Source organism: Parvibaculum sedimenti (genome assembly GCF_009184905.1).
Classification (GTDB): domain Bacteria; phylum Pseudomonadota; class Alphaproteobacteria; order Parvibaculales; family Parvibaculaceae; genus Parvibaculum; species Parvibaculum sedimenti.
The window spans coordinates 75,852-97,911 of the sequence record NZ_WESC01000015.1 but is presented as its reverse complement, the minus strand read 5'-3'; the positions used below and the strand labels follow the sequence as shown (position 1 = coordinate 97,911).

Below are 22,060 nucleotides of genomic sequence, written 5' to 3'. Positions count from 1 at the left end.
GATCCTCATCACCGGAGAGCCGCTGAAACAGCTCAATGAATAGTTATTGGGCTGAGTTTTTCAACGATATCGGCGCACGGGTGCCGACAAGAAGCGCGCGAAGCTCGAGCAGGAGCGCCAGGCCGGCCTCCATGAAGGCAATCGCCGCATCGACGCCGCTGCCGAAACCAATTCCGGCGACAAGCCCCAAGACCCCGATCCGAAATAAAGCGCCCGTCGCCTTGCAGTTCTGGCCAATTCGTATTAATAACTGACTGGTCAGTTATTAGCTGGTTCGTGTTTGATGACCCAACCGAAGCGCCAACGACGCAAGGAAGCCCGCCCTGCCGAAATCATGGCGGCGGGACTGAAGCTCTTTTCGGGGCGGGGCTTTGCGGCGACGCGGCTGGAGGACGTGGCCGAAGCAGCCGGCGTCAGCAAGGCGACCATCTATCTCTATTTCGACAGCAAGGCCGAACTCTTCAAGGCGATCGTGCGCGACATTGCGGGGGCGCGCATCGGCGCCGTCGAAGGGCTGATCGACGGGTTTGAAGGGTCGACCGTCGAGCTGCTGACTGGTCTCTTCCACAATATCGGCAACATCTCGGGGGTAACGGATATTCGCGCCATGATAAAAGTGGTGTTGTCCGAGGCTGGTAACTTTCCCGACATTGCCGCCTTCTACCGCGACGAAGTTGCCTTTCGTGGCCTCAAAAACATGGCGCGCATTATTGAGCGCGGGATCAAGCGCGGCGAGTTCCACCCCTGCGATCCTGCCGCCACCGCGCAGAGCGTTATCTTCCCCATCATCATGAATGCACTGGCGCAGGAGATTTTCGGGCCCATGCCGGAAACGAATCCGGAGAGGTTTCTCGCCAGTCATTTCGAGTTCGTCTTGCGCGGCCTTGCCGCGGACAAGGGGCCCCACGCATGATCCGCATACATATCGTCATTGCCATTGCCGCCACACTCCTGCTCGTCGCCTGCGACGGACGAAAGGAAGGGACCTATCAAGGCTATGCCGAGGGCGAATATGTGCGGGTAGGCCCCATAGATGGCGGGACCATAGACGCCATTCCGGTAAAGCGCGGAGACAAGGTGGCCGAAGGCGCCCTGCTCTTCCAGCTCGACGCCACTGCCGAGATCGCCGCGCAGGCGCAGGCCTCGGCGCAGCTCGCACAGACGCGGTCGCAATATGAAGACCTGCTCAAGGGGCTTCGCGTGCCCGAGCTCGAACAGATCGAGGCGAGCCGCTCCAGCGCTGCCGCAACGCTGAAGAAGACCCAGTTCGATTTCACGCGCGCCGAGAAGCTTTATGCGGATGGCAATGTTTCGAAATCGGCGCTTGATACGGCACGTGCCGCGCGCGATGCGGCCGCCGCATCCGTGCGGGAGCTCGACGCAAAACTCGTGACGGGAAAATTGTCGGCCCGGCCAGATCAGGTTGCCGCCGCCGAGGCTGCCGTCAAAGCGGCGCAAGCGGCACTCGATCAGGCGAACTGGCGTCTCTCCCGCCGCGAGGGACATACGCCACAGGGCGGCACTGTCGAGGACGTTTTTTTCCGCGTCGGCGAATTCGCCAGCGCGACGCAGCCGATCGTGTCGGTGCTGCCGCCGCAAAACATCAAGATCCGTTTCTTCGTGCCGGAACCCGAGCTCGGCCGCATCCACGTCGGCGACACGGTCGCCCTCACCTGCGATGGTTGCCCGGCGGGCCTCACGGGCCATATCCGCTTCATCTCGACGCAAGCCGAGTTCACACCGCCCGTCATTTACAGCGAACAGTCACAGGCGAAGCTCGTCTACATGGCCGAAGCCTGGCCCGACAAATCGCCCGAAGATTTCCATCCCGGCCAGCCGGTTCGCGTCTCCGATCAGACGGCGGAGTGAGAAATGAGCGACGCTGCGTCCTTCGAAGGTGAACTCGCGATCAACGTCGAAGGGCTCACCAAGAGCTTCGGTGGGCGCAAGGTCGTCGACAATGTCGACATGCAGGTGGCAAAAGGCGAGATCTATGGTTTCCTCGGTCCAAACGGCAGCGGCAAGACGACGACGATCCGTCTCCTCTGCGGATTGCTGACGCCTGACGCCGGCCACGGTACCTGCCTCGGCTACGACATCATCACAGAGAGCCCGCGCATCAAGCTCGAAGTGGGTTACATGACGCAGAGGTTCAGCCTTTATGAGGATCTGAGCATCCGCGAAAATCTCGATTTCGTCGCGCGCATCTACGGATTGCCGAACCGACGCGAAGCTGTCGAGGAAACGATCGAGAAACTCAACCTCAAGGGCCGAGCCGACCAGCTCGCGGGCATGCTCTCCGGCGGCTGGAAACAGCGCCTCGCGCTCGCCTCCTGCATCATGCACAAGCCGCAGCTCCTGCTGCTCGACGAGCCGACGGCCGGTGTCGATCCGAAGGCGCGGCGCGAATTCTGGGACGAGATTCACGAACTCGCCGCCGGCGGCCTTACCGTTCTCGTCAGCACGCATTACATGGACGAGGCCGAACGCTGCAACAAGATCTGCTATCTCGCCTATGGCCATCTCCTTGCCCGCGGCACCGCGCAGGAGGTCATCGCACAATCTGGCCTCAAGACATGGACCGTCTCCGGCTCATCGCCCAGGCGCATCCGCAAACTGGCGCATGACCTTACCGGCAAGTCCGGTATTGATATGGTGGCGCCCTTTGGCGCGACGCTACATATCAGCGGTCTCGATGAAGCAGCGCTCGAACGGGCCATTTTCCCCTGGCGCAATGACGATGATCTTTCCTGGCGGCAAGACGACCCAACGCTCGAAGACGTGTTCATCCTGATGATGAACAAGGCATCGGACAATTTCACATGATGGGCGATCGCTTCAACTTCCGCCGCCTCGCCGCGCTGATCCGCAAGGAATTCATCCAGATGCGGCGCGACAAGCTCACCTTCGCGATGATGCTCGGCGTGCCGATCATGCAGCTCCTGCTATTTGGTTATGCGATCAATTCCGACCCGAAACATCTCGCGACGGCCGTCTTCGCACAGGATCATTCGATCTTCACGCGAAGCTTCATCAAGGCGATGGAGAATACCGACTATTTCCAGATTACCGAGCGGCCGGAAACACGCGAGGAAGCCGACAGGTTGATTTCGCGCGGCACGGTGCAGTTCGTCGTCCAGATCCCGCCGAATTTCTCGCGCGATCTCGTGCGCGGCGCGGAGCCGCAAATCCTGCTCGATGCCGATGCAACCGATCCCGCCGCTGCAGGAAATGCCATCGCCGCCTTGCGCGTTCTCGCAACCACGGCCCTTAACCGCGATCTGACCGGGCCGCTTGCGAGCCGGATACCGGCAGCTACGCCGTTCGATCTCGTCGTCCATCCACGCTACAACTCCGAGAACCGCACTCAGTACAACATCGTACCCGGCATCATCGGCGTCATCCTGACCATGACCATGGTGATGTTCACCGCGCTCGCCATGACCCGCGAAATCGAACGCGGCACGATGGAAAACCTGCTCACCATGCCGGCTCGCCCGCTTGAAGTCATGATGGGCAAGATCATCCCCTACATCGTGGTCGGCTACATCCAGACCGCGCTCGTCCTCGTCGCCGCGCGCTTTCTCTTCGAGGTGCCCATGATCGGCAGCCTCATCCTGCTCTCCGCCGTGCTGTTGATTTTCGTCGCCGCCAACCTCGCTGTCGGATTCACCTTCTCGACGCTCGCCCGCAACCAGCTTCAGGCGGTGCAGATGGCGGTTTTCTTCTTCCTGCCCTCGATCCTGCTCTCCGGCTTCATGTTCCCCTTTCGGGGCATGCCGGTCTGGGCGCAATGGATCGGCGAAGTCCTGCCGCTGACGCATTTCCTGCGCATCATCCGCGGCATCCTGCTCAAGGGAAACGGCATCGTCGACATCCAGACGGATACCGGCGCGATCATGATCTTTTTTGTCGCCGCAACCGTTGTCGCGATGAACCGCTATCGCCAGACGCTCGACTGAGCAACGACATAGGACTGCCGATCGGGTAGGATTTCCAGATGGCAATGTGGAGAATGGCGATGCCGAACCGCGTCATAGCGCATATCCGTCATCACGTAAGGTTCTACGTCTCGCTTCTGGTCGGCATTGCGATCTGGCGTTTCGCGGGCGACACATTCCCACGTCCGCTTCACATCTCCATCGCCGCAGATGGTGCCTATTCGCTCTATCTCCTGCTCATGTTCACCAACATGATCCCGCTGATGCCCGAGCATCTGCGCCGTCGCGCCAATTACGAAGATGAAGGCATCGGCATCATTACCGTCATCACCGTGGCGGCGATCGTGCTGAGCGTCGGCAATATTTTCGTTATCCTGAACGCTGGCACGCCGCCTGCCGGGCTGCATATCATTCTCGCCTTGATCGGGGTTTTGCTCGGCTGGCTAACTCTGCATGTCGTCATGGCTGCACATTACATACATGTCTTCTATACAGAGGTGCGGGGCGGAGAGACGCGCAGGGATACGGGCGGGCTCGACTTTCCGGGCACGAAGGAACCCACCTATTGGGAGTTCATCTATCATTCCTTCGTCATCGGCATGACGGCCCAGACGTCCGATACCCAGGTCACTTCGACGCGCATGCGCCGCATCACGCTCGGTCACAGCATGTTGTCGTTCTTCTACAACACGGTGCTGATTGCACTCGCGGTCAACATCGTCGTCGGCCTGTCGAAATAATAGGCGCGCTCACGCCGGGAGCATCTTGCCCGGATTGAGAATGTTCAACGGGTCGAGCGCCTGCTTGATAGTGTGCATGACGGCGACACCCTCACCATGCTCCGCCGCAAGGAATTTCCTTTTGCCTTCGCCAATGCCGTGTTCACCTGTGCAGGTGCCGTCGAGCGACAGGGCACGCATGACCATGCGATCGTGAATACGCTGCGCTTCCGCCACTTCTGCGGCGTTTTCCGGATCGACCAGCATGATGAGGTGGAAATTTCCATCGCCGACATGACCGACGATAGGCGCAACGAGCGGCGAGGATTTCAAATCCTCCTTCGTGCCGGAAATTGCTTCCGCCAACCGGGAAATCGGCACGCAGACATCGCTGATGAGGCCCTTCTTGCCCGGCTGAAGCGCCAGCGCCGCGTAAAGCGAATTGTGCCGCGCCTCCCAGAGCTTCGTGCGCTCCTCCGCCTTGACCGCCCATTCGAAAGCGCCGCCGCCATGTTCGCCGGCGATGAAGCCGAAGCGCTCCGCCTGTTCGGCAACAGACGCCTCGCTCCCATGGAACTCGACCAGCAGAAGCGGCGCCACCGGCAATGAAAGTTTTGAATAGCGATTGCAGGCTTCGACCTGCACCTCGTCAAGAAACTCGATGCGCGCCACCGGCAGTCCTGTCTGGATCGTCTCGATCACGGCGTCGATGGCACCTTCGAAATTCGGGAACGACACGACGCCGGAGGCGATCGCTTCCGGAATGCCGTAAAGCTTCAACGTCAATTCGGTGATGATGCCAAGCGTGCCTTCGGAGCCGACAAGAAGCCGCGTCAGATCATACCCGGCCGCCGACTTCCGTGCGCGGTGCGCCGTATGCACAATGCTTCCATCAGCCATGACAGCGGTAAGGTTCAGCACATTCTCCCGCATGGTTCCGTAGCGCACGGCATTGGTGCCGGAAGCCCGCGTCGCCGCCATGCCGCCAAGGCTCGCATCCGCGCCCGGATCGATCGGAAAAAAGAGTCCCATGTCGCGCAGCCAGGCGTTCAGCGCCTTGCGCGTCACGCCCGCTTCCAGATGCACGTCGAGATCGGCCGCATTCACTTCGAGGATGCGGTTCATACGCGAAAGATCGAGCGAGAGCCCGCCATGCGGTGCAGAGATATGGCCCTCGAGCGACGTGCCGGTGCCGAAGGCGATGACCGGAAAACGGTGCTGCGCACAGATGCGCACGATCTCCGAGACCTCTTTGGTCGACGTCGCAAAGGCGACCGCGTCCGGCGGCGCGACGGGATGCCAGCTCTCGTCGCGGCCATGCGCCTCGCGGATGGGAAGCGAGGTCGTGAGCCGCCCGCCCAGCAGCGTGCGCAACTCGTCGATGGCAGGCAGTTCCTCACGCTCGTTCATGCGCTTCTCCCTTCCGCCTTCTCGCCGATCAGGCGTGCGTCGAAGCCGACGTCTCTGGTTCTTTCGCTGCCGGCTCTTTCACAACAGGCACCTTCGGAGGAAGGAAGTTCTTCGCCAGCGCGTGATAAACACCTTCTTTGCAGACGAGACGCGATGCGCCTTGCGCGATCAGCGCGGTCAGCATCAACGGCACCAGAAGCTCATGGCTGCCCGTCATCTCCGAGACGATGACGAAGGCGGTGATCGGCGCCTGCACCACTCCGGTGAAATAGCCGACCATGCCGAGCAGCACGAGCGCGCCCGCCGGCGTATCCGGGAAGAAATGAGCAATATCCGCGCCGAGCCCCGCCCCCACGGACAAGGACGGCGAGAAGATGCCGCCCGGCAGGCCGCAGATCGACGAGAGCGCCGTAGCCAACAGCTTCAGCGGCGCATAGAGGAGGGAAAGCTGTTCCGTCCCATGCAACGCGGCATTCGCCTGCTCATATCCCGTGCCGTAGATCGCACCGCCGGAGAGCAGGCCGCACAATGCCACGGCAAAGCCGCAGACGGCTGCGAATGCTACCTTGTAGCGCTTGATCAAGTCGCCCACACGCCCCGGAAGGCCCGCGCCGAAGACCACCAGAATGCGCGAGAAGATGCCGCCCGCGAGGCCGCCCATGACGCCGCAGACAGGCACGACGAGCCAGTTCTCCCAGCCGAGCAGAATGTCGACCGTCGATCCGAAATAGGTGTAGTTGCCGAGCAGCGCTATGGAGGTGATACCTGCCGCGATGATCGTGCCGAGAACAAGACCGCTCGTCCGGGTCTCGAAACTGCGGCTCATTTCCTCAATGCCGAAAACGATGCCCGCAAGCGGCGTGTTGAAGGCAGCGGCGACGCCCGCTGCGGAGCCCGCCAGAATGAGGCCCGGCTGGTAGCGGCGCGAGACGCGACCCAGCGCGAACATGACCGAAGCGCCCACCTGTACCGTCGGCCCCTCGCGGCCCGTCGATGCGCCGACGAGAAGGCCCATCAACGTCAGCAGGATCTTGCCGACAGCAATCCGGAGCGAGACGAGCTTGCCGCGCTCTTCTGTACCGGTGAGGGCGCGGGCGGCGATCGCCTGCGGAATGCCGCTGCCGCCGGAATTTGGGAAATAGCGGGTGGCCAGAAAGACGGCGATCGCGAAGCCGAGCGGCGTCAGGAAAAGCGGCCCCCACGGCGCGAGCGCCAGAAAGCGGTGGAACTCAAGCTGTGCGCGGTCGGCAAGGACCGCCAGAAGCGCCGCAACGCCCCCCACGGCGAGCCCCCCCGCCACAAAAAACAGTCTGCGCTGCCAGCGCCGCGAAAACACGTACAAGAGCCGGGCGCGCCTAGAAGTGGTCAGGGACATCTTGAAGCCATCATCGGCGTGGGAGGGCCGTTCCGTCGCTCTTGCGGGAAGGGCCCGTGACTTCTATGTATCCGGGACGGCGCGCAAAACCAAGGGGCCTTGACCATTTTGGCCGGACCAGGCGCAACCGCCCCTCCCATGTTATACTGCATGAATTCTCATTTCCGGCATCAGTTCAAAGCATGACCACCGACCCCTTCGACCTTGGGGCTATTCCCGAAGAAACGACCGCGCGCTCCACCAGCGCCGCGGCGATTTCGGCCATGCGCGCACCTTATCTGGAAGGGCTGAACGCCGAACAACGCGAAGCCGTCGAGGCGCTGGATGGGCCCGTTCTGGTGCTCGCGGGCGCGGGCACCGGCAAGACCCGCGTGTTGACGACGCGGCTTGCGCATCTCCTCGCCACGCGCCGCGCCTATCCCAGCCAGATCCTTGCCGTGACCTTCACCAACAAAGCCGCGCGCGAGATGAAGGAGCGCATCGGCCGGCTGATCGGCGGCGTGGTCGAGGGTATGCAGTGGCTTGGTACCTTCCATGCGATCGGCGCGAAGATGTTGCGTCGCCATGCGGAGCTTGCGGGCCTTCGCTCCGACTTCACGATTCTCGACGCCGACGATCAGGTTCGGCTGATGAAGCAGATCATTCAGGCCGCCAATATCGATGAGAAGCGCTGGCCCGCACGCCAGCTCGCGACCTATATCGACGGCTGGAAGAACCGCGGGCTCACGCCTGGCAAGGTGCCTGCCGGCGAAGCGCAGTCCTTCGCCAATGGCAAGGGCGCGGAGCTTTATCAGGCCTATCAGCTTCGGTTGAAGGTTCTGAACGCGGTCGATTTCGGCGACCTGCTGCTCGAAACGCTGCGCATTTTCCAGGAGCATCCGGAGGTTCTGGTCGAGTATCAGGACCGCTTCAAATACATGCTGGTCGACGAGTATCAGGATACGAACGTCGCGCAATATCTCTGGCTCCGCCTGCTCGCGCAGAAAAACAGGAATATCTGCTGCGTCGGCGACGATGATCAGTCGATCTATGGATGGCGCGGCGCGGAAGTGGACAACATCCTGCGCTTCGAGAAGGACTTTCCCGGTGCCAAGGTCGTGCGCCTCGAACGCAACTATCGCTCGACGCCACATATTCTCGGCGCCGCCTCCGGTCTCATCGCCGCGAATGAAGCCCGCCTCGGCAAGACGCTCTGGACCGAGGAGAACGAAGGCGAGAAGGTTCGTATTTCGAGCTACTGGGACGGCGAGGAAGAAGCGCGCAACATCGCGGAGGAAGTCGAAAGCCTGCAGCGCAAGGGGCATATGCTCCACGAAATGGCGATCCTTGTCCGCGCCTCCTTCCAGATGCGCGAATTCGAAGACCGCTTCATCAATCTCGGCATTCCCTATCGCGTCGTCGGCGGCCCGCGCTTCTACGAGCGCGCCGAAATCCGCGACGCCAATGCCTATCTCCGCCTCGTCGCGCAGCCGGACGACAATCTCGCCTTCGAGCGCATCGTCAACAAGCCGAAGCGCGGGCTCGGCGAGGTCGCCCTGCAAACGATCCATCAACTCGCCAATGCGCGCGGCGTCTCGCTGATGCGGGCCGCGCGAGAGATCATCACCACGGAAGAGCTGAAGCCCGCGCCGCGCCGCGCGTTGGCGGGCTTTGTCGAGATGGTCGAGCGCTGGCGCGCGCTGGTGCCCGGCATGCCGCATACGGAGCTTGCAGAGATCATCCTCGACGAGTCCGGCTATACGGAGATGTGGCAGAACGACAAATCCGCCGAGGCGCCGGGCAAGCTCGAGAACCTCAAGGAACTCGTCCGCTCCATGGAGCAATTCGACGACCTGCAGGGCTATCTCGAACACATCTCGCTGGTCATGGAAATCGAGTCGCAGGATACCGGCGACAAGGTGAACCTGATGACGCTGCACAGCGCCAAGGGTCTCGAATTCGATACAGTGTTCCTGCCCGGCTGGGAAGAAGGCCTCTTCCCGCATCAGCGCTCGCTCGACCAGAGCGGCGTCGCGGGGCTCGAGGAAGAGCGCCGCCTCGCCTATGTCGGCATCACGCGGGCGCGCAAACTCTCCTACATTTCTTTCGCAGCTAACCGCCGCATCCATGCGCTCTGGCAAAGCGCCATTCCCTCGCGCTTCATCGACGAGATTCCGAAGGAGCATGTGGAAGTGGCCGAAAGCGCCATGGGCGCGTCGAGCTTCCAGAACTACGCGCCGAGCCGCTTCTCGCAGGACTTCGCCTCGGGGAGCGATTATTCGAGCCCTGGCTGGAAGCGCGCCCAGACGATGACGCGCACGACATCGAAAGTCCGCCCGCCCAATCTCGAAGTCAGCGCCGAACTCGTGGCGACGAGCGATCCTGCGGCGGCGAGCTACCGCCGGGGCGAGCGTGTTTTCCACCAGAAATTCGGCTATGGCGAAGTGACGGCCATCGACGGCAACAAGCTGACCGTCGATTTCGACAAGGCGGGCCGCAAGAAGGTCATCGACAGTTTTCTGGAGCGCGTCTGAACGAAATGCCGATCTGGAAAGCCTCCTTCGTCGTCCCCTACTCCGTTGCGGAAATTTTCTCGGAAGCGCTGGAAAGCGCCTTCTCGCCGGAAGCTCTCGCCGTCTCGACCAGCGAGGCGCATCCCGGCGAAGGCCCGCTTGTCCAGACAGCTTCCGACTGGAACGAGATCGAGGCGCATGGCTTCTGGCGCGTCGAGGCGCTTTATGAAGATGCGCCCGAGGCGCAGGTCCTGCGAGCGATCCTCTCGCCTGTCGAGGACGAGACCGGCATCAGGGCCGAGGAATTCGTCATCGCACCCATGCCGGAAGTCGACTGGGTGACGAAGTCGCTCGAAGGCCTCGATCCCGTGCGCGCGGGCCGCTTCTTCATCTATGGCAGCCACGATGCCGACAAGGTTCCCGCAGGCGTCATTCCACTTCTCGTCGATGCGGGTCAGGCCTTCGGCACCGGCCATCATGAAACGACGACGGGTTGCCTCGAATTCATCTCCGAAGTCGTGCAATCGGGCCACCGCCTCAACGCACTCGACATCGGCACGGGCACAGGTGTTCTCGCTATCGCCATCGCGAAAATCGCGCATTGCAATGTTCTCGCCTCCGACATCGACTCCGTGGCCGTGCGCGTTACCCGCGAGAACGCAAAGAAGAATGGCGTCGCGCCCTTCATCTCGGCGGTGACGGCCAAGGGCTTCGGTCACCCGGCCCTCCACGCCCGCGCGCCTTACGACCTCATCGTCGCGAACATCCTCGCCCGCCCTCTCGTCTCGCTAGCGCCCGCCTTCCGTGCGCATCTGAAGCCCGGTGGAACGCTCGTCCTCTCCGGCATCCTGCGCACGCAGGAAACCATGGTGACAGCCGCGCTCCGCATGCAGGGACTTTACCTGCGGTCCCGCAGGCCCAGGGGCGACTGGGTGACGTTGATGGTGCAGGGCTAGACCGGCGAGAACCATTGCCCCTGGCCATCCGGGCACATACACTCATCCCATGTTCCAGATCTTCGACGACATAGCCGACCCGGCACACGGCACAGAGCGCGCGAAGCGCCTCCGCGAGGAGCTGAAGCGTCGCGGCCTTGATGGGTTCCTCGTTCCGCGCGCAGACGAGCATCAGGGCGAATATGTGCCCGCCAATGCCGAACGTCTGCGCTGGCTGACGGGCTTTTCCGGCTCGGCGGGCATGGCCATCGTGCTGCTGGACAAGGCAGCCATTTTCGTCGACGGGCGCTACACGCTGCAGGTGCGCGATCAGGTGGACGTGGCGATCTTCGAGCCGAAGCACCTCATCGAGGAACCGCCTGTCCGCTGGATCGAGCAAAACCTCGTCAGGGACGCAAAGCTCGGCTACGACCCGTGGCTCCACACGGTTGATGCCGTGGCGCGGCTGAAGGCGGCGGCGGAAAAGGCAGGCGCTACGCTTGTCGCGGTAGAGGACAATCCGCTCGACGCCGTCTGGACGGACCGCCCCGATGCACCGTCCGCGCCGGTCGAACCCTATCCGCTCGAATTCGCGGGCGAACTCGCCGCCGACAAGATCAAGCGCCTGGCCAATTCGCTGATGAACGACGACGTGAGCGCCGTTGTGCTCACCATGCCGGATTCGATCGCCTGGGTTTTCAACATCCGGGGAAGCGACGTGCCGCACACGCCTCTGCCGCTTTCCTTCGCGATCCTTTATGAAGACGGTTGCGCCGATCTCTTCATCGACGAGCGGAAAGTCGGACCGGAGGCGCGCGCGTATCTGAAGCCCATCGCAGCCATCCGCCCGCGCGGCAAGCTCGCCGCAGCGCTTGACGATCTGGGTCAGCGCAAGGCGACCGTGCTTGTCGATCCCGCCACTTGCGCCAGCGCGATTCACGATCGTCTCGTCGAAGCTGGCGCCGAGGTAAGGCGCGGCGCCGATCCCTGCGAGCTGCCGAAGGCTTGCAAAAACGACGCTGAGATCAGCGGCACACGCGCGGCGCATCTGCGCGACGGGCGCGCGCTGACGAAGTTCCTCGCCTGGGTGGGCGTGGAAGCGCCGAAGGGTGGCGTCGACGAGATCGCAGCAGCAAAGAAGCTCGAAGCGTTCCGCGCCGAGACGAACGAGCTGCGCGACCTGAGCTTCGACACGATTTCCGGCGCGGGCGCCAACGGCGCCATCGTTCATTACCGCGTCACCACGGCGACGAACCAGCCACTTCAGCGCGGCGAGCTATTCCTCGTCGATTCAGGCGGGCAATATCTCGACGGCACGACGGATGTGACGCGCACAATTGCCATCGCCGAAGCCTCGCCTGAACAACGCGACCGCTTCACCCGCGTGCTCAAGGGCCATATTGCTATTGCGACGGCGCGTTTCCCCGCCGGCACCTCCGGCGCGCAGCTCGACGCCTTCGCCCGCATGGCGCTGTGGAAAGCAGGCCTCGACTATGACCACGGCACGGGCCACGGCGTCGGCTCCTATCTCTCGGTGCATGAGGGACCGCAGCGCATTTCAAAGATGGGTAGCGTGCCGCTGAAGCCCGGCATGATCGTTTCGAACGAACCCGGCTACTACAAGACCGATGCCTATGGCATCCGCATCGAGAACTTGCTGGTAGTCACTCCTGCCGCGATGATCGACGGCGGCGAGCGCCCCATGCTCGGTTTCGAAACGCTGACGCTTGCGCCTATCGATTTGAATTGCGTCGAGCGCAGCCTCCTCACGCAGGAAGAAGCCGACTGGCTCAACGCCTATCACGCCCGCGTGCGCGAGGCGCTGGTGTCTGGTCTCGATGAGGCGACGATTGCCTGGCTGAAGGACGCGACGCGGGCGATTTGATCGCCCTTTCCCATCTATTCGTCATGGCCCGGCTTGACGATCAAGAAAGCGGTGGCCCTACCCGCCCGCCATCTCCATCCATTCGTCTTCCGTAATCACCTCGATACCGAGTTCGGCGGCCTTGGCGAGCTTCGAGCCAGCGCCCGGCCCCGCGACGACGAGATCGGTTTTCGCAGAAACAGAGCCCGCGACCTTGGCGCCCATCTGTTCGGCGCGCGCCTTCGCTTCCGAGCGCGTCATGCGTTCGAGCGAGCCGGTGAAGACGACTGTCTTTCCTGCGATCGGCGAGGAAGTCTCCTGTGCGGGCAACGGCACTGCCGTCACGCCCGCCTTCTGCAACGCCTTCAGCGCATCGCGGTTGTGCTTCTCTGCGAAGAAATCGACCACTGCCTCGCCGAGAACCTCGCCCACGCCGTCAATCGCCATCAGTTCACGCCATGCCTCGCTGTCGCGGTTGGCGGCCTTCTCCATCTCTTCGACAAAATGTTCGAGTGTGCCATAGGCGCGAGCGAAAAGCCGCGCATTGGTCTCGCCGACATGGCGTATACCCAGCGCGAAGATGAACCGATCGAGGTCGACCGTGCGGCGGCTGTCGATGGCCTTGAACAGATTGGCGACCGAAGTCACACCCCAACCTTCACGATCCTTCAGCCGCTTCAGGCTCTTCTTGTCGCGTTCCTCCAGAGTGAAAATGTCGGCTGGCTGGCGGATCAGCTCATCTTCATAGAAAGACGCGATCTGCTTCTCGCCCAAGCCCTCGATGTCGAAAGCATTGCGAGAGACGAAATGCCGGAGCCGCTCCATCGCCTGAGCCGGGCAGACGAGGCCGCCTGTGCAACGGCGCACGGCATCGACCTTGCCTGTCTTCTCGTTCGTCTCGCGCACGGCATGGCTGCCGCAGGCGGGGCAGCGATCGGGGAAGTGAAAGTGCCGTGCATTTTTCGGCCGCTTTTCCTCCACCACGCGCACGATCTGCGGGATGACATCGCCCGCACGCTGCACGACGACGGTGTCGCCGATGCGCACGCCGAGACGTTCGATTTCATCTTCATTATGCAGCGTCGCATTCGAAACGACGACGCCGCCAACCGTGACCGGCGTCAACCGCGCGACCGGCGTCAACGCACCGGTGCGACCAACCTGAATGTCGATGTCTTCAAGCACCGTCGTCGCCTGCTCGGCGGGGAACTTGTGCGCCAGTGCCCAGCGAGGCGAGCGTGAAACGAAGCCGAGGCGATGCTGCCAACCGAGCCGGTTCACCTTGTAGACGACGCCGTCAATGTCGTAGCCGAGCTTCGCGCGGTTCTCTTCTATCTCGTGGTAGAAGGCGAGCAACTCCTCCGCAGACGTACAGACGCGGAAGAAAGGATTGACCTCAAAGCCCCAATGCCTGAACTGCTCGATCATGCCGGAATGCGTGTCGGCGGGAACTTCGCTCGCATCGCCCCAGGCATAGGCGAAGTAGCGCAACGGGCGCGAGGCAGTGACACGCGGATCGAGCTGTCGCAGCGAGCCGGCCGCCGCGTTGCGCGGATTGGCGAAGCGCGGCTTGCCCGCCTTTTCCTGTCGCTCGTTCAGCGCCTCGAAGTCCTTGTGGCTCATATAGACTTCGCCGCGCACCTCAAAGACGTCGGGAAGACTACGCCCCTTTAGCTTCTGCGGCACATCGTCGATTGTCTTCAGATTCTCGGTAACGTTCTCGCCCTCGCGCCCGTCGCCGCGCGTCGCGCCGACGGTGAAGTTGCCATGCTCATAGCGCAGCGCAGCCGACAGGCCGTCAATTTTCGGTTCCGCCGTCACTTCGAGAACCTCATCATCGTCGAGATTCAGAAAGCGGCGAACGCGGCTCCAGAAATCGGTGACGTCCTCGTCGGTAAATCCATTCGAAAGCGACAGCATCGGTACCTTGTGCACGACCTTGCCAAAGGCTTCCGATGGCGCCGCGCCGACGCGCCTCGAAGGGCTGTCCTCGCGCACGAGTTCAGGATAACGCTTCTCGATCCAGTCGTTTCGCTTACGCAGCGCGTCATAAGCGGCGTCGGAAATTTCCGGCGCGTCCTTGCGGTAATAAAGCTGATCGTGATGAGCGATCTCTTTGGCAAGCCGCTCCAGCTCCGCGGCAGCTTCCTCGAAGGTCAGCTTCTCCACGGGCTTGTCGTTGGCGCTCTCTGTCACGGGTGGCTCTCGATCAGTCTGTCGGCGGCGGCGCGGGCTTCATCCGTCACCGTCGAGCCCGCCAGCATGCGGGCGATTTCCTCGCGGCGATCCTGTCGGTCGAGCACGTCGACACGGGTCGCGACTTTCGCCGTCTTCGACTTCGCTTCGCCGCCCTTTGAGATTCGCAGGTGATGCTGCGCACGGGCAGCGACCTGCGGCGAATGCGTCACGACGAGGATCTGCGCCGTCCTGGCAAGTTCCGCAAGGCGCAGGCCCACGGCTTCGGCGACCGCGCCTCCGACACCTGCATCAACTTCGTCGAAGATCAGCGTGGGTGCTGAGCCGCGCGACGCCAGCGCAACCTTCAGCGCCAGCACGAAGCGCGAAAGCTCACCGCCCGAGGCGATCTTGATCAGCGGTCCGAGCGGCGCACCGGGATTGGTGGAGATGAGGAAGGAGACGCGGTCGAGTCCATCGGGCCCAGCGTCCCCGGGCTTCAGCACCGCTACCTCGGTCTTGAAAGTCGCCTTGTCGAGCTTCAGCGGCTTCAGCTCGCGCGCAACTTCCTGATCGAGCTTCGCGGCGATCTTCTGCCGCGCGGCGGAGAGCGTCTCTGCGGCTTTCATATAGGCTGCACGAGCGGCGTCGGCTTCCTGAGAGAGCCTGGCGAGCTTCGCTTCACCACCTTCTATTTCGGTGAGCTGCTCGCGCAGCCGATCTGCAAGAGCCGCGAGATTGTCCACCGCCACATTGTGCTTGCGGCCAGCCGCACGCAGCGCGAAGAGCCGCGTTTCAACGCGCTCGAGCCGCGCGGGGTCGAACTCCAGCGCGCGCATGGCCCGCTCGATCTCTTCGCGCGCATCGGCCGCCTCGACAAGAGTGCGCTCAAGCGCAGCAATACCGGCATCGAGACGCCCGGCCGCCTGGTCCGCGGCGCGAGAAAGACGCCTGAGCGCCTGATTGAGCCGCGCTTCAAGACCGCCATCGCCCGACAATGCGTCCTGCGCCTCGCCGAGATCGGCGGCGATCTTTTCCGAATGCATCATCAATGTGCGCTCTTCGGCGAGGCTCGTTTCCTCGCCGGGCTCCGGCGCAAGTTCATCGAGTTCGCCGACGACGTGACGGAGATAGTCCTGTTCCGCCCGCGCCTTGGCGAGCGAGGCTTCATGCTCGGCAAAGGCGAGCCGTGCTTCCGCCGCCGTGGTCCAGAGCTTGCGTACCTCTGCCGCCTTCGCTTCAAGGCCGCCGAAAGCGTCAAGCACGGCGCGATGGCCCGAAACATCGAGAAGGCCGCGCTCGTCATGCTGACCGTGAATTTCGACAAGTTCATCGCCGACCTGACGCAGCAGGCCGACGCTCACCGGCTGATCGTTGATGAAGGCGCGCGTACGACCGTCCTTCGCCTGCACGCGGCGCAGAATGATGTCGCCTTCGGCGTCGAGGTCGTTGTCGCGGAGAATGGTGCGTGCGGGGTGATCGGCGGCGAGATCGAATACCGCCGTGACGCTCCCCTGCTCCGCGCCTTGGCCGACGAGGCCCGCATCAGCACGGGCGCCGATGGCGAGACCCAGCGCATCGAGAAGAATCGATTTGCCCGCGCCGGTTTCGCCGGTCAGCGCGCACAGGCCGCGCGCAAGCGCCAGATCGAGCCGGTCGATGAGGACGATATCTCTGATCGACAGCGCCGATAGCATGAGGACGAGCCTCTCACTAAAAGACCGTGTGCCAGGCCTTGCTGATCCAGGAACCCTTGTCTTCTTCAGGCTTCAATCCCTGCCCTGCGAGAAGCGCATAACTATCCTGATACCAGTCGCTGCCCGGGTAGTTGTAACCGAGGATCGCCGCCGCGGTCTGCGCCTCGGTCTTGATGCCGAGCGAGAGATAGGCCTCGACGAGGCGATGCAACGCCTCGGGCACATGCGACGTCGTCTGGTACTTCTCGACCACCACGCGGAAACGATTGATCGCCGCGATATACTCGTGCCGCTTCAGATAGTAGCGGCCGATTTCCATCTCCTTGCCGGCGAGATGGTCGCGCGTCAGGTCGAGCTTAAGCCGCGCATCACGCGCATATTCGCTCTGCGGAAAGCGCACGACGAGCACAGTCAGCGCAGTGAGAGCGTTTTGCGTCATCTGCTGGTCGCGGCCGACATCCGAGATCTGCTCGTAATAGCAAAGCGCGATCAGGTAATAGGCATAGGCCACGTCCTTGCTGCCCGGATGCAGCGAGATGTAGCGCTGCGCCGTCAGGATCGACGCGTCGTAATTATTGTACTTGTAGTCGGCATAAGCGGCCATCAGCGTCGCGCGGCGCGCCCAGGTCGAATAGGGATGCTGCCGTTCAACCTCTTCGAACTCGTTCGCGGCCTTGGCGTAGTCTTCGTCGGCCATGTAGTCCATGGCCTTGTTGTAGATCTGTTCGACGGGGCGCTCTTCATAGGGCAGCTCCGCATCGCCCGAGCAACCGCCAAGCAGCGCCATTGAAAAGAGGACAAGCGCGCCGGCGATCACAAGGCGCATTCCGCCCATCCACGCAACGGGGGCATCCGCCCGATTGATCCGCGAGATCGAGGTATTCAGAAGAGCCTCACGCATGCCGGTCAAAATCCATTTCGTTCGGTCACCCGGCAGGATTGCCCGAAAAGAGATTTCGGGACAAGGCCAGATCAAGCGAGTCCGGAGGCTGCCGAAGCGCGGGGTCCCCCCTCGTCCAGCCGGGCCAGTGCTCGTTTCTAGCTCAAACGGGCGCGGGAGACCATAGCGAGGCAGGGTCGAGAAGATGAATTGTCTATGGGGCGCCGCTTACTCGGCCGGGATGGCCCGAACCTTACGAGCGTCCGCAGCCTCGCCGGAGGCGAGGTCCACGATCTCATAGGCCGTGGCGTCGGCGAAAAGTGCCCGGAGCACGCGATTGTTCATCGCATGGCCCGCGCGCAATCCCTCATAGCGGCCGATCAGGGGCGCGCCCGCGAGCGCAAGGTCGCCCACTGCGTCCAGAACCTTATGGCGCACGAATTCGTCGGAAAAACGCAGGCCTTCTTCATTCAGGACCTTGTCTCCATCGACCACAACCGTGTTTTCAAGCGAACCGCCAAGGCCGAGACCCATCTTCCACATCGCCTCGACATCCTTCAGGAAACCGAAGGTGCGGGCGCGCAGAATCTCGTCCTTGAAGGACGGTTCGTTGAAATCCGCCTCGATCGTCTCATGACCGATCACGGGATTGTCGAACTCGATTTCAAACGCCAGCTTGAAACCTTCGCCCGGCAGCAGTGCGGCACGCTTAAGCCCGTCTTCGACGACAATCGGCTTGAGGATGCGGACGGCGCGGCGCGGCGCGCCGAGCGACTTCAGGCCGACAGCCTCGATCGTCTCGATGAAAACCTGCGAACTACCGTCCATCACGGGGATTTCCGGTCCATTGATCTCGATGAGCAGGTTGTCGATTCCGAGGAAGGAAATCGCCGCCATCAGATGCTCGACCGTGCTGATCGACGCACCCGCCTCGTTGCGGATCGCGGTCGAAAGCGTGGTATCGCCAACATGGTCGAAACGCGCGGGGATGTCCGTCGCGGCACGATCGGTGCTGTCGATGTCAACGCGACGGAAGACGATGCCGAAACCGGCGCCGGCAGGGTGCATGTCCATGCGGATCATGTGGCCGGTGTGGAGGCCCACCCCCTCGATCACGACGGGGGCGGCCAGAGTCGTCTGGGGGCAGGCAGCAGCAACGGCGCGCTCGCGACGATGCGTACGCGCCTGTTCCAGCATGATGGTCTCGAATTCGGTCTTGCGCACTTTACGAATCCTTTGCCCCCGGAATTACTAGGCTGGTTCTAACAGTGCTGAGAATCCGTCACAAATAACAGTTTCTTACGGATTGTTACGGTGCAGCATGGCATGCAAGCCATTGATCTAAATAACAAAACCTCGCCCGTTCGGACGGCGGTCCAAGCGGACGAGGTTTTGCCGAAAGCGCCCCCCGCGGGCGCAGCCCTTTCGAAGCGTCAGTTGGCCTGACGCCTCAGGAAGGTCGGGATTTCAAGCTGCTCTTCTTCATAGGACGGCTGGACCAGCCGGCTCTCGGCCGAAGGTGCGAGGCTCGGCGCGGCCTGCTGCGGCTTTACCTGCTCCTGGGTCTGCGGGCGCAGCTGCTCGCGGGCGACAGGTTCGCGGCGCGGCGCGGCGGGCTGCTGCTCCTCTTCACGGCGGCGGCCAGCCCCCGTCAACCGTTCGAAGAAGCTCGGCCCCTTCTTCGGAGCGCGGCTCTGCTGAACAGGCATGGTCGGACGGTCGCTGGCGAAGCCTTGCTCCCGGGTCTGAACGCGATCGAGATCACTCGGGATGAAGGGCGCCTTCGGCTCCGCAATGACCACGGCCGGCGACACCACAGGCTCGTTGCGACGCGCCTGCGGCTGCATGCGCGGCTCGGGCTTGTGGATGATGACTTCGGCCTCGTACTCGTTCTGATCGTAACCGCCGACCTTGGGCATCTGGCGCTGCTCAGGCTGGTCGAAGGTGAAGTCAGCCGTGGGGGCTGCGCGGTTTTCCGCGACAGCCTGCTGGGCAACCTCAGCGGCAGGCCGCTGCGCGGGCCGGGCGGCCGGGGTGGCGAAGGTCGCCGCCTGCTGCACGGATGCGACGGCCTTCGGTGTCACCTTCGGCGCTTCGACCGGACGCTGCTGGACCCGCTCCGCAACTTCGATGCCGGTGGCAACGACGGAGACGCGCATGCGGCCATCGAGCGCCGGATCGAAAGTCGAGCCGACGATGATGTTGGCTTCGGGATCGACCTCGGAGCGGATGCGATTCGCAGCTTCATCCACTTCGTAAAGAGTGAGGTCCATGCCGCCGGTGATATTGATGAGAACGCCTTTCGCGCCCTTCATCGACACTTCGTCGAGCAGCGGGTTCGAAATCGCGGCTTCGGCGGCCTCGATGGCGCGCTTCTCGCCGGTCGCTTCGCCCGTACCCATCATGGCCTTGCCCATCTCGTTCATCACGGTGCGCACGTCCGCGAAGTCGAGATTGATGAGACCCGGCTTCATCATGAGGTCGGTGATGCCGGCGACGCCCGAATGGAGCACCTGGTCGGCCATCGCGAAAGCATCCGCGAAGGTCGTGTTTTCATTGGCGACACGGAAGAGATTCTGATTCGGGATGATGATCAGCGTGTCGACATACTGCTGAAGCTCGCGAATGCCCTCTTCGGCAAGGCGCATGCGACGCGTGCCTTCGAACTGAAAGGGCTTCGTGACGACGCCGACGGTGAGCACGTTCTGCTCCCGCGCTGCGCGCGCGATGACCGGAGCCGCGCCCGTACCCGTGCCGCCGCCCATGCCGGCGGTGATGAAGACCATGTGTGCGCCCTGGATGTGCTCGACGATCTCGTCGAGCGCTTCCTCAGCAGCCGCGCAACCGACTTCAGGACGCGAGCCGGCGCCGAGACCTTCGGTGATCGACGCGCCGAGCTGGATGCGTCGTTCGGCCAGCGAAAGCTGGAGGGCCTGCGCGTCGGTGTTGGCGACGACGAACTCGACACCGTCGAGTCCTGCCTGGATCATGTTGTTGACCGCATTGCCGCCGGCGCCGCCCACGCCGAACACGGTGATCCGGGGCTTCAGTTCCTTGGCCTGCGGTACCGTCAATTTGATGCTCATCTCAGCCTCCTCGAAACAAATGGGAAAGTCGGGGTCCGTGCTTCCGCCCTGATCGGCGGTGCGGCGCCCACATGACCGGGCGGTGCCGCAAGCCGGCCCAGGCGTCGCGCTGATCGCCACCGGCTTTTCACCCCTTCAAGTGCCCCGCATTCGCGACGGGCCTGAAAATCGGTCACGCCCATCAAAAATTCTCCCTCAGCCAGCGGCTGATCTTGCGCAAGCTGCCGCGCCCTACCGCCCCATCACCCTCGCCCTCGCTACCCGCCGTTTCGAGCGGAGATATCTGCGAGTAGGTCAGAAGACCGGCGCAGGTCGAGAAGGCGGGACCGCCCGTCGCCTCTGCCAGACCGGTGAGTCGGATGGGCTGGCCCACCCGCACCTGCTTGTCGAGCATCCGGCTCGCGAGTTCGCGCGCGCCGTTCATCTGGCTCGCGCCACCCGTGAGCACGACGCGCCGACCGGCAAGGCGTCCGTAACCGGAAGCCTCGAGCCTGTCGCGCACCAGCTCGAACGTCTCCTCCAGCCGGGGCTGGATGATGCCGGTCAGCATCGACCGCGGAATGTGATTCGCCGAATCGGCATCGCTCTCACCCACCTGAGGCACATCAATCATCTCTCTCTCATCCGACGGGCTCGCCAGCGCGCTGCCATAAAGCGTCTTCATGCGTTCCGCATGAGCCAACGGTGTCGAAAGTCCTCTCGCGATATCATTAGTAATGTGATTCCCGCCAATAGACACGGAATCGCAATAGACCATCGCTCCTTCGAAGAAGACCGAGAGAGAGGTCGTGCCGCCACCCATGTCGATGACGGCGACGCCGAGGTCCATTTCGTCCTCGACAAGGCAGGCCAGGCCGCTCGCATAAGGGCTGACCGCGATGCCGGCAACGGAGAGGTGGCAGCGCTCGATGCAGAGTTCGAGATTGCGCAGCGGGCCGCGCAGCGCACTGACCATATGCACATCGACGCCCAGCTTTTCGCCGAACATGCCCCGTGGATCGCGAACGCCGCGAGCGCCATCGACGCTGTAATTGGTGGGTAGAGCATGAAGAACGTCGCGGCCCTCGGCCTCGAAGTTCGAATGCGCATAACCGATGAGGCGCGAGAGGTCGGCATCCGTGACCTCAGGGCCGGGAACCGGCCCCTTCACGCCGACGGTCTGGCTCTTCGGTTCGGCGCCCGAAACACCGACGACGACATCGCGGATGGTAACGCCGGCCATGCGCTCCGCCGCGTCGACCGCGATGCGGATCGCCTCCTCAGCGGCGTCCATGTCGACCAGCGCACCTGCGCGGATGCCGCGTGAGACCTGATGGCCGATGCCGATAACGCGAATGGGCGCGTGGCCGTTTGCCATGCGCCCGGGTTCGATCTTGGCGATGAAGCAGGAAATCTTGCTCGATCCGACATCGAGCGCCGCAATCGTGCCTGCCCGGCCCGCTGCGACAGGGCGCCCCTGGAATCCCTTGGAGCCCAGACTGACCAT

At 62.9% G+C, this 22,060-nt stretch carries 16 protein-coding genes and 1 pseudogene; 8 read left to right on the top strand and 9 right to left on the bottom strand.

Annotated elements, in window-relative coordinates:
• Positions 1 to 43 precede the first annotated feature (43 nt).
• Positions 44 to 190 (bottom strand): hypothetical protein, encoded by a 147-nt coding sequence (locus F2P47_RS17745; RefSeq protein ID WP_185681143.1) that lies wholly within the window; start codon positions 188 to 190, stop codon positions 44 to 46.
• A gap of 93 nt (positions 191 to 283) precedes the next feature.
• Here F2P47_RS17745 and F2P47_RS15065 point away from each other — a divergent pair, with 93 nt between their 5' ends.
• From F2P47_RS15065 to F2P47_RS15045, 5 genes are read left to right on the top strand one after another with little or no spacing between them, the layout of a single operon-like run.
• The gene (locus F2P47_RS15065; protein WP_152217204.1) at positions 284 to 913 is read left to right on the top strand and encodes a TetR/AcrR family transcriptional regulator; all 630 of its coding nucleotides are present in this window, start codon (positions 284 to 286) and stop codon (positions 911 to 913) included.
• A complete protein-coding gene (locus F2P47_RS15060; protein WP_152217203.1) occupies positions 910 to 1,869 on the top strand; it encodes an HlyD family secretion protein in 960 nt (319 codons plus the stop codon). Before F2P47_RS15065 ends, F2P47_RS15060 begins: the two co-directional genes overlap by 4 nt.
• Before the next feature lie 3 nt (positions 1,870 to 1,872).
• Positions 1,873 to 2,826 (top strand): ABC transporter ATP-binding protein, encoded by a 954-nt coding sequence (locus F2P47_RS15055; protein WP_152217202.1) that lies wholly within the window; start codon positions 1,873 to 1,875, stop codon positions 2,824 to 2,826.
• On the top strand, positions 2,823 to 3,962 hold the full coding sequence (locus tag F2P47_RS15050; RefSeq protein ID WP_343032317.1) for an ABC transporter permease: 1,140 nt from the start codon (positions 2,823 to 2,825) through the stop codon (positions 3,960 to 3,962). Before F2P47_RS15055 ends, F2P47_RS15050 begins: the two co-directional genes overlap by 4 nt.
• A gap of 38 nt (positions 3,963 to 4,000) precedes the next feature.
• A complete protein-coding gene (locus F2P47_RS15045; protein WP_152217201.1) occupies positions 4,001 to 4,681 on the top strand; it encodes a DUF1345 domain-containing protein in 681 nt (226 codons plus the stop codon).
• 9 nt (positions 4,682 to 4,690) lie between these two features.
• Here the strand turns inward: F2P47_RS15045 and F2P47_RS15040 are convergent, their stop codons facing one another.
• Together F2P47_RS15040 and F2P47_RS15035 are read right to left on the bottom strand one after the other, a co-directional pair.
• Positions 4,691 to 6,070: an FAD-binding oxidoreductase gene (locus tag F2P47_RS15040; RefSeq protein WP_152217200.1), complete on the bottom strand. Its 1,380-nt coding sequence runs from the start codon at positions 6,068 to 6,070 to the stop codon at positions 4,691 to 4,693.
• 28 nt (positions 6,071 to 6,098) lie between these two features.
• On the bottom strand, positions 6,099 to 7,445 hold the full coding sequence (locus F2P47_RS15035; protein WP_152217199.1) for a chloride channel protein: 1,347 nt from the start codon (positions 7,443 to 7,445) through the stop codon (positions 6,099 to 6,101).
• Between the two features lie 182 nt (positions 7,446 to 7,627).
• Here F2P47_RS15035 and F2P47_RS15030 point away from each other — a divergent pair, with 182 nt between their 5' ends.
• From F2P47_RS15030 to F2P47_RS15020, 3 genes are read left to right on the top strand one after another with little or no spacing between them, the layout of a single operon-like run.
• On the top strand, positions 7,628 to 9,958 hold the full coding sequence (locus F2P47_RS15030) for an ATP-dependent helicase (protein ID WP_152217198.1): 2,331 nt from the start codon (positions 7,628 to 7,630) through the stop codon (positions 9,956 to 9,958).
• A gap of 5 nt (positions 9,959 to 9,963) precedes the next feature.
• Positions 9,964 to 10,893, top strand: coding sequence for a 50S ribosomal protein L11 methyltransferase (locus tag F2P47_RS15025; RefSeq protein WP_152217197.1), 930 nt, complete (start codon positions 9,964 to 9,966; stop codon positions 10,891 to 10,893).
• Between the two features lie 49 nt (positions 10,894 to 10,942).
• Complete coding sequence (locus F2P47_RS15020) at positions 10,943 to 12,757, top strand: aminopeptidase P family protein (protein ID WP_152217196.1); 1,815 nt, start codon at positions 10,943 to 10,945, stop codon at positions 12,755 to 12,757.
• A 57-nt stretch (positions 12,758 to 12,814) separates the two neighbouring features.
• On the opposite strand, the gene ligA is transcribed toward F2P47_RS15020, so the two are convergent.
• The 6 genes and pseudogenes from ligA to ftsA form a co-directional block, all read right to left on the bottom strand.
• A complete protein-coding gene (gene ligA / locus F2P47_RS15015) occupies positions 12,815 to 14,932 on the bottom strand; it encodes an NAD-dependent DNA ligase LigA (RefSeq protein WP_152217195.1) in 2,118 nt (705 codons plus the stop codon).
• Positions 14,929 to 16,608 carry a DNA repair protein RecN gene (gene recN, locus F2P47_RS15010; protein WP_152217194.1) on the bottom strand — a complete coding sequence of 560 codons (1,680 nt, stop codon included), beginning with the start codon at positions 16,606 to 16,608 and terminating at the stop codon, positions 14,929 to 14,931. Before recN ends, ligA begins: the two co-directional genes overlap by 4 nt.
• Before the next feature lie 16 nt (positions 16,609 to 16,624).
• Positions 16,625 to 17,509, bottom strand: coding sequence for an outer membrane protein assembly factor BamD (locus F2P47_RS15005; protein WP_343032316.1), 885 nt, complete (start codon positions 17,507 to 17,509; stop codon positions 16,625 to 16,627).
• Positions 17,510 to 17,716: 207 nt separating this feature from the next.
• Entirely contained in the window at positions 17,717 to 18,712 is a 996-nt protein-coding gene (lpxC, locus tag F2P47_RS15000) for a UDP-3-O-acyl-N-acetylglucosamine deacetylase (protein ID WP_246176916.1), read from the bottom strand.
• Positions 18,713 to 19,614: 902 nt separating this feature from the next.
• Positions 19,615 to 20,574 (bottom strand): annotated as a pseudogene (ftsZ, locus tag F2P47_RS18160) (cell division protein FtsZ); the annotation flags it as partial.
• Between the two features lie 181 nt (positions 20,575 to 20,755).
• Positions 20,756 to 22,060 carry a cell division protein FtsA gene (gene ftsA / locus F2P47_RS14990; protein WP_422561588.1) on the bottom strand — a complete coding sequence of 435 codons (1,305 nt, stop codon included), beginning with the start codon at positions 22,058 to 22,060 and terminating at the stop codon, positions 20,756 to 20,758.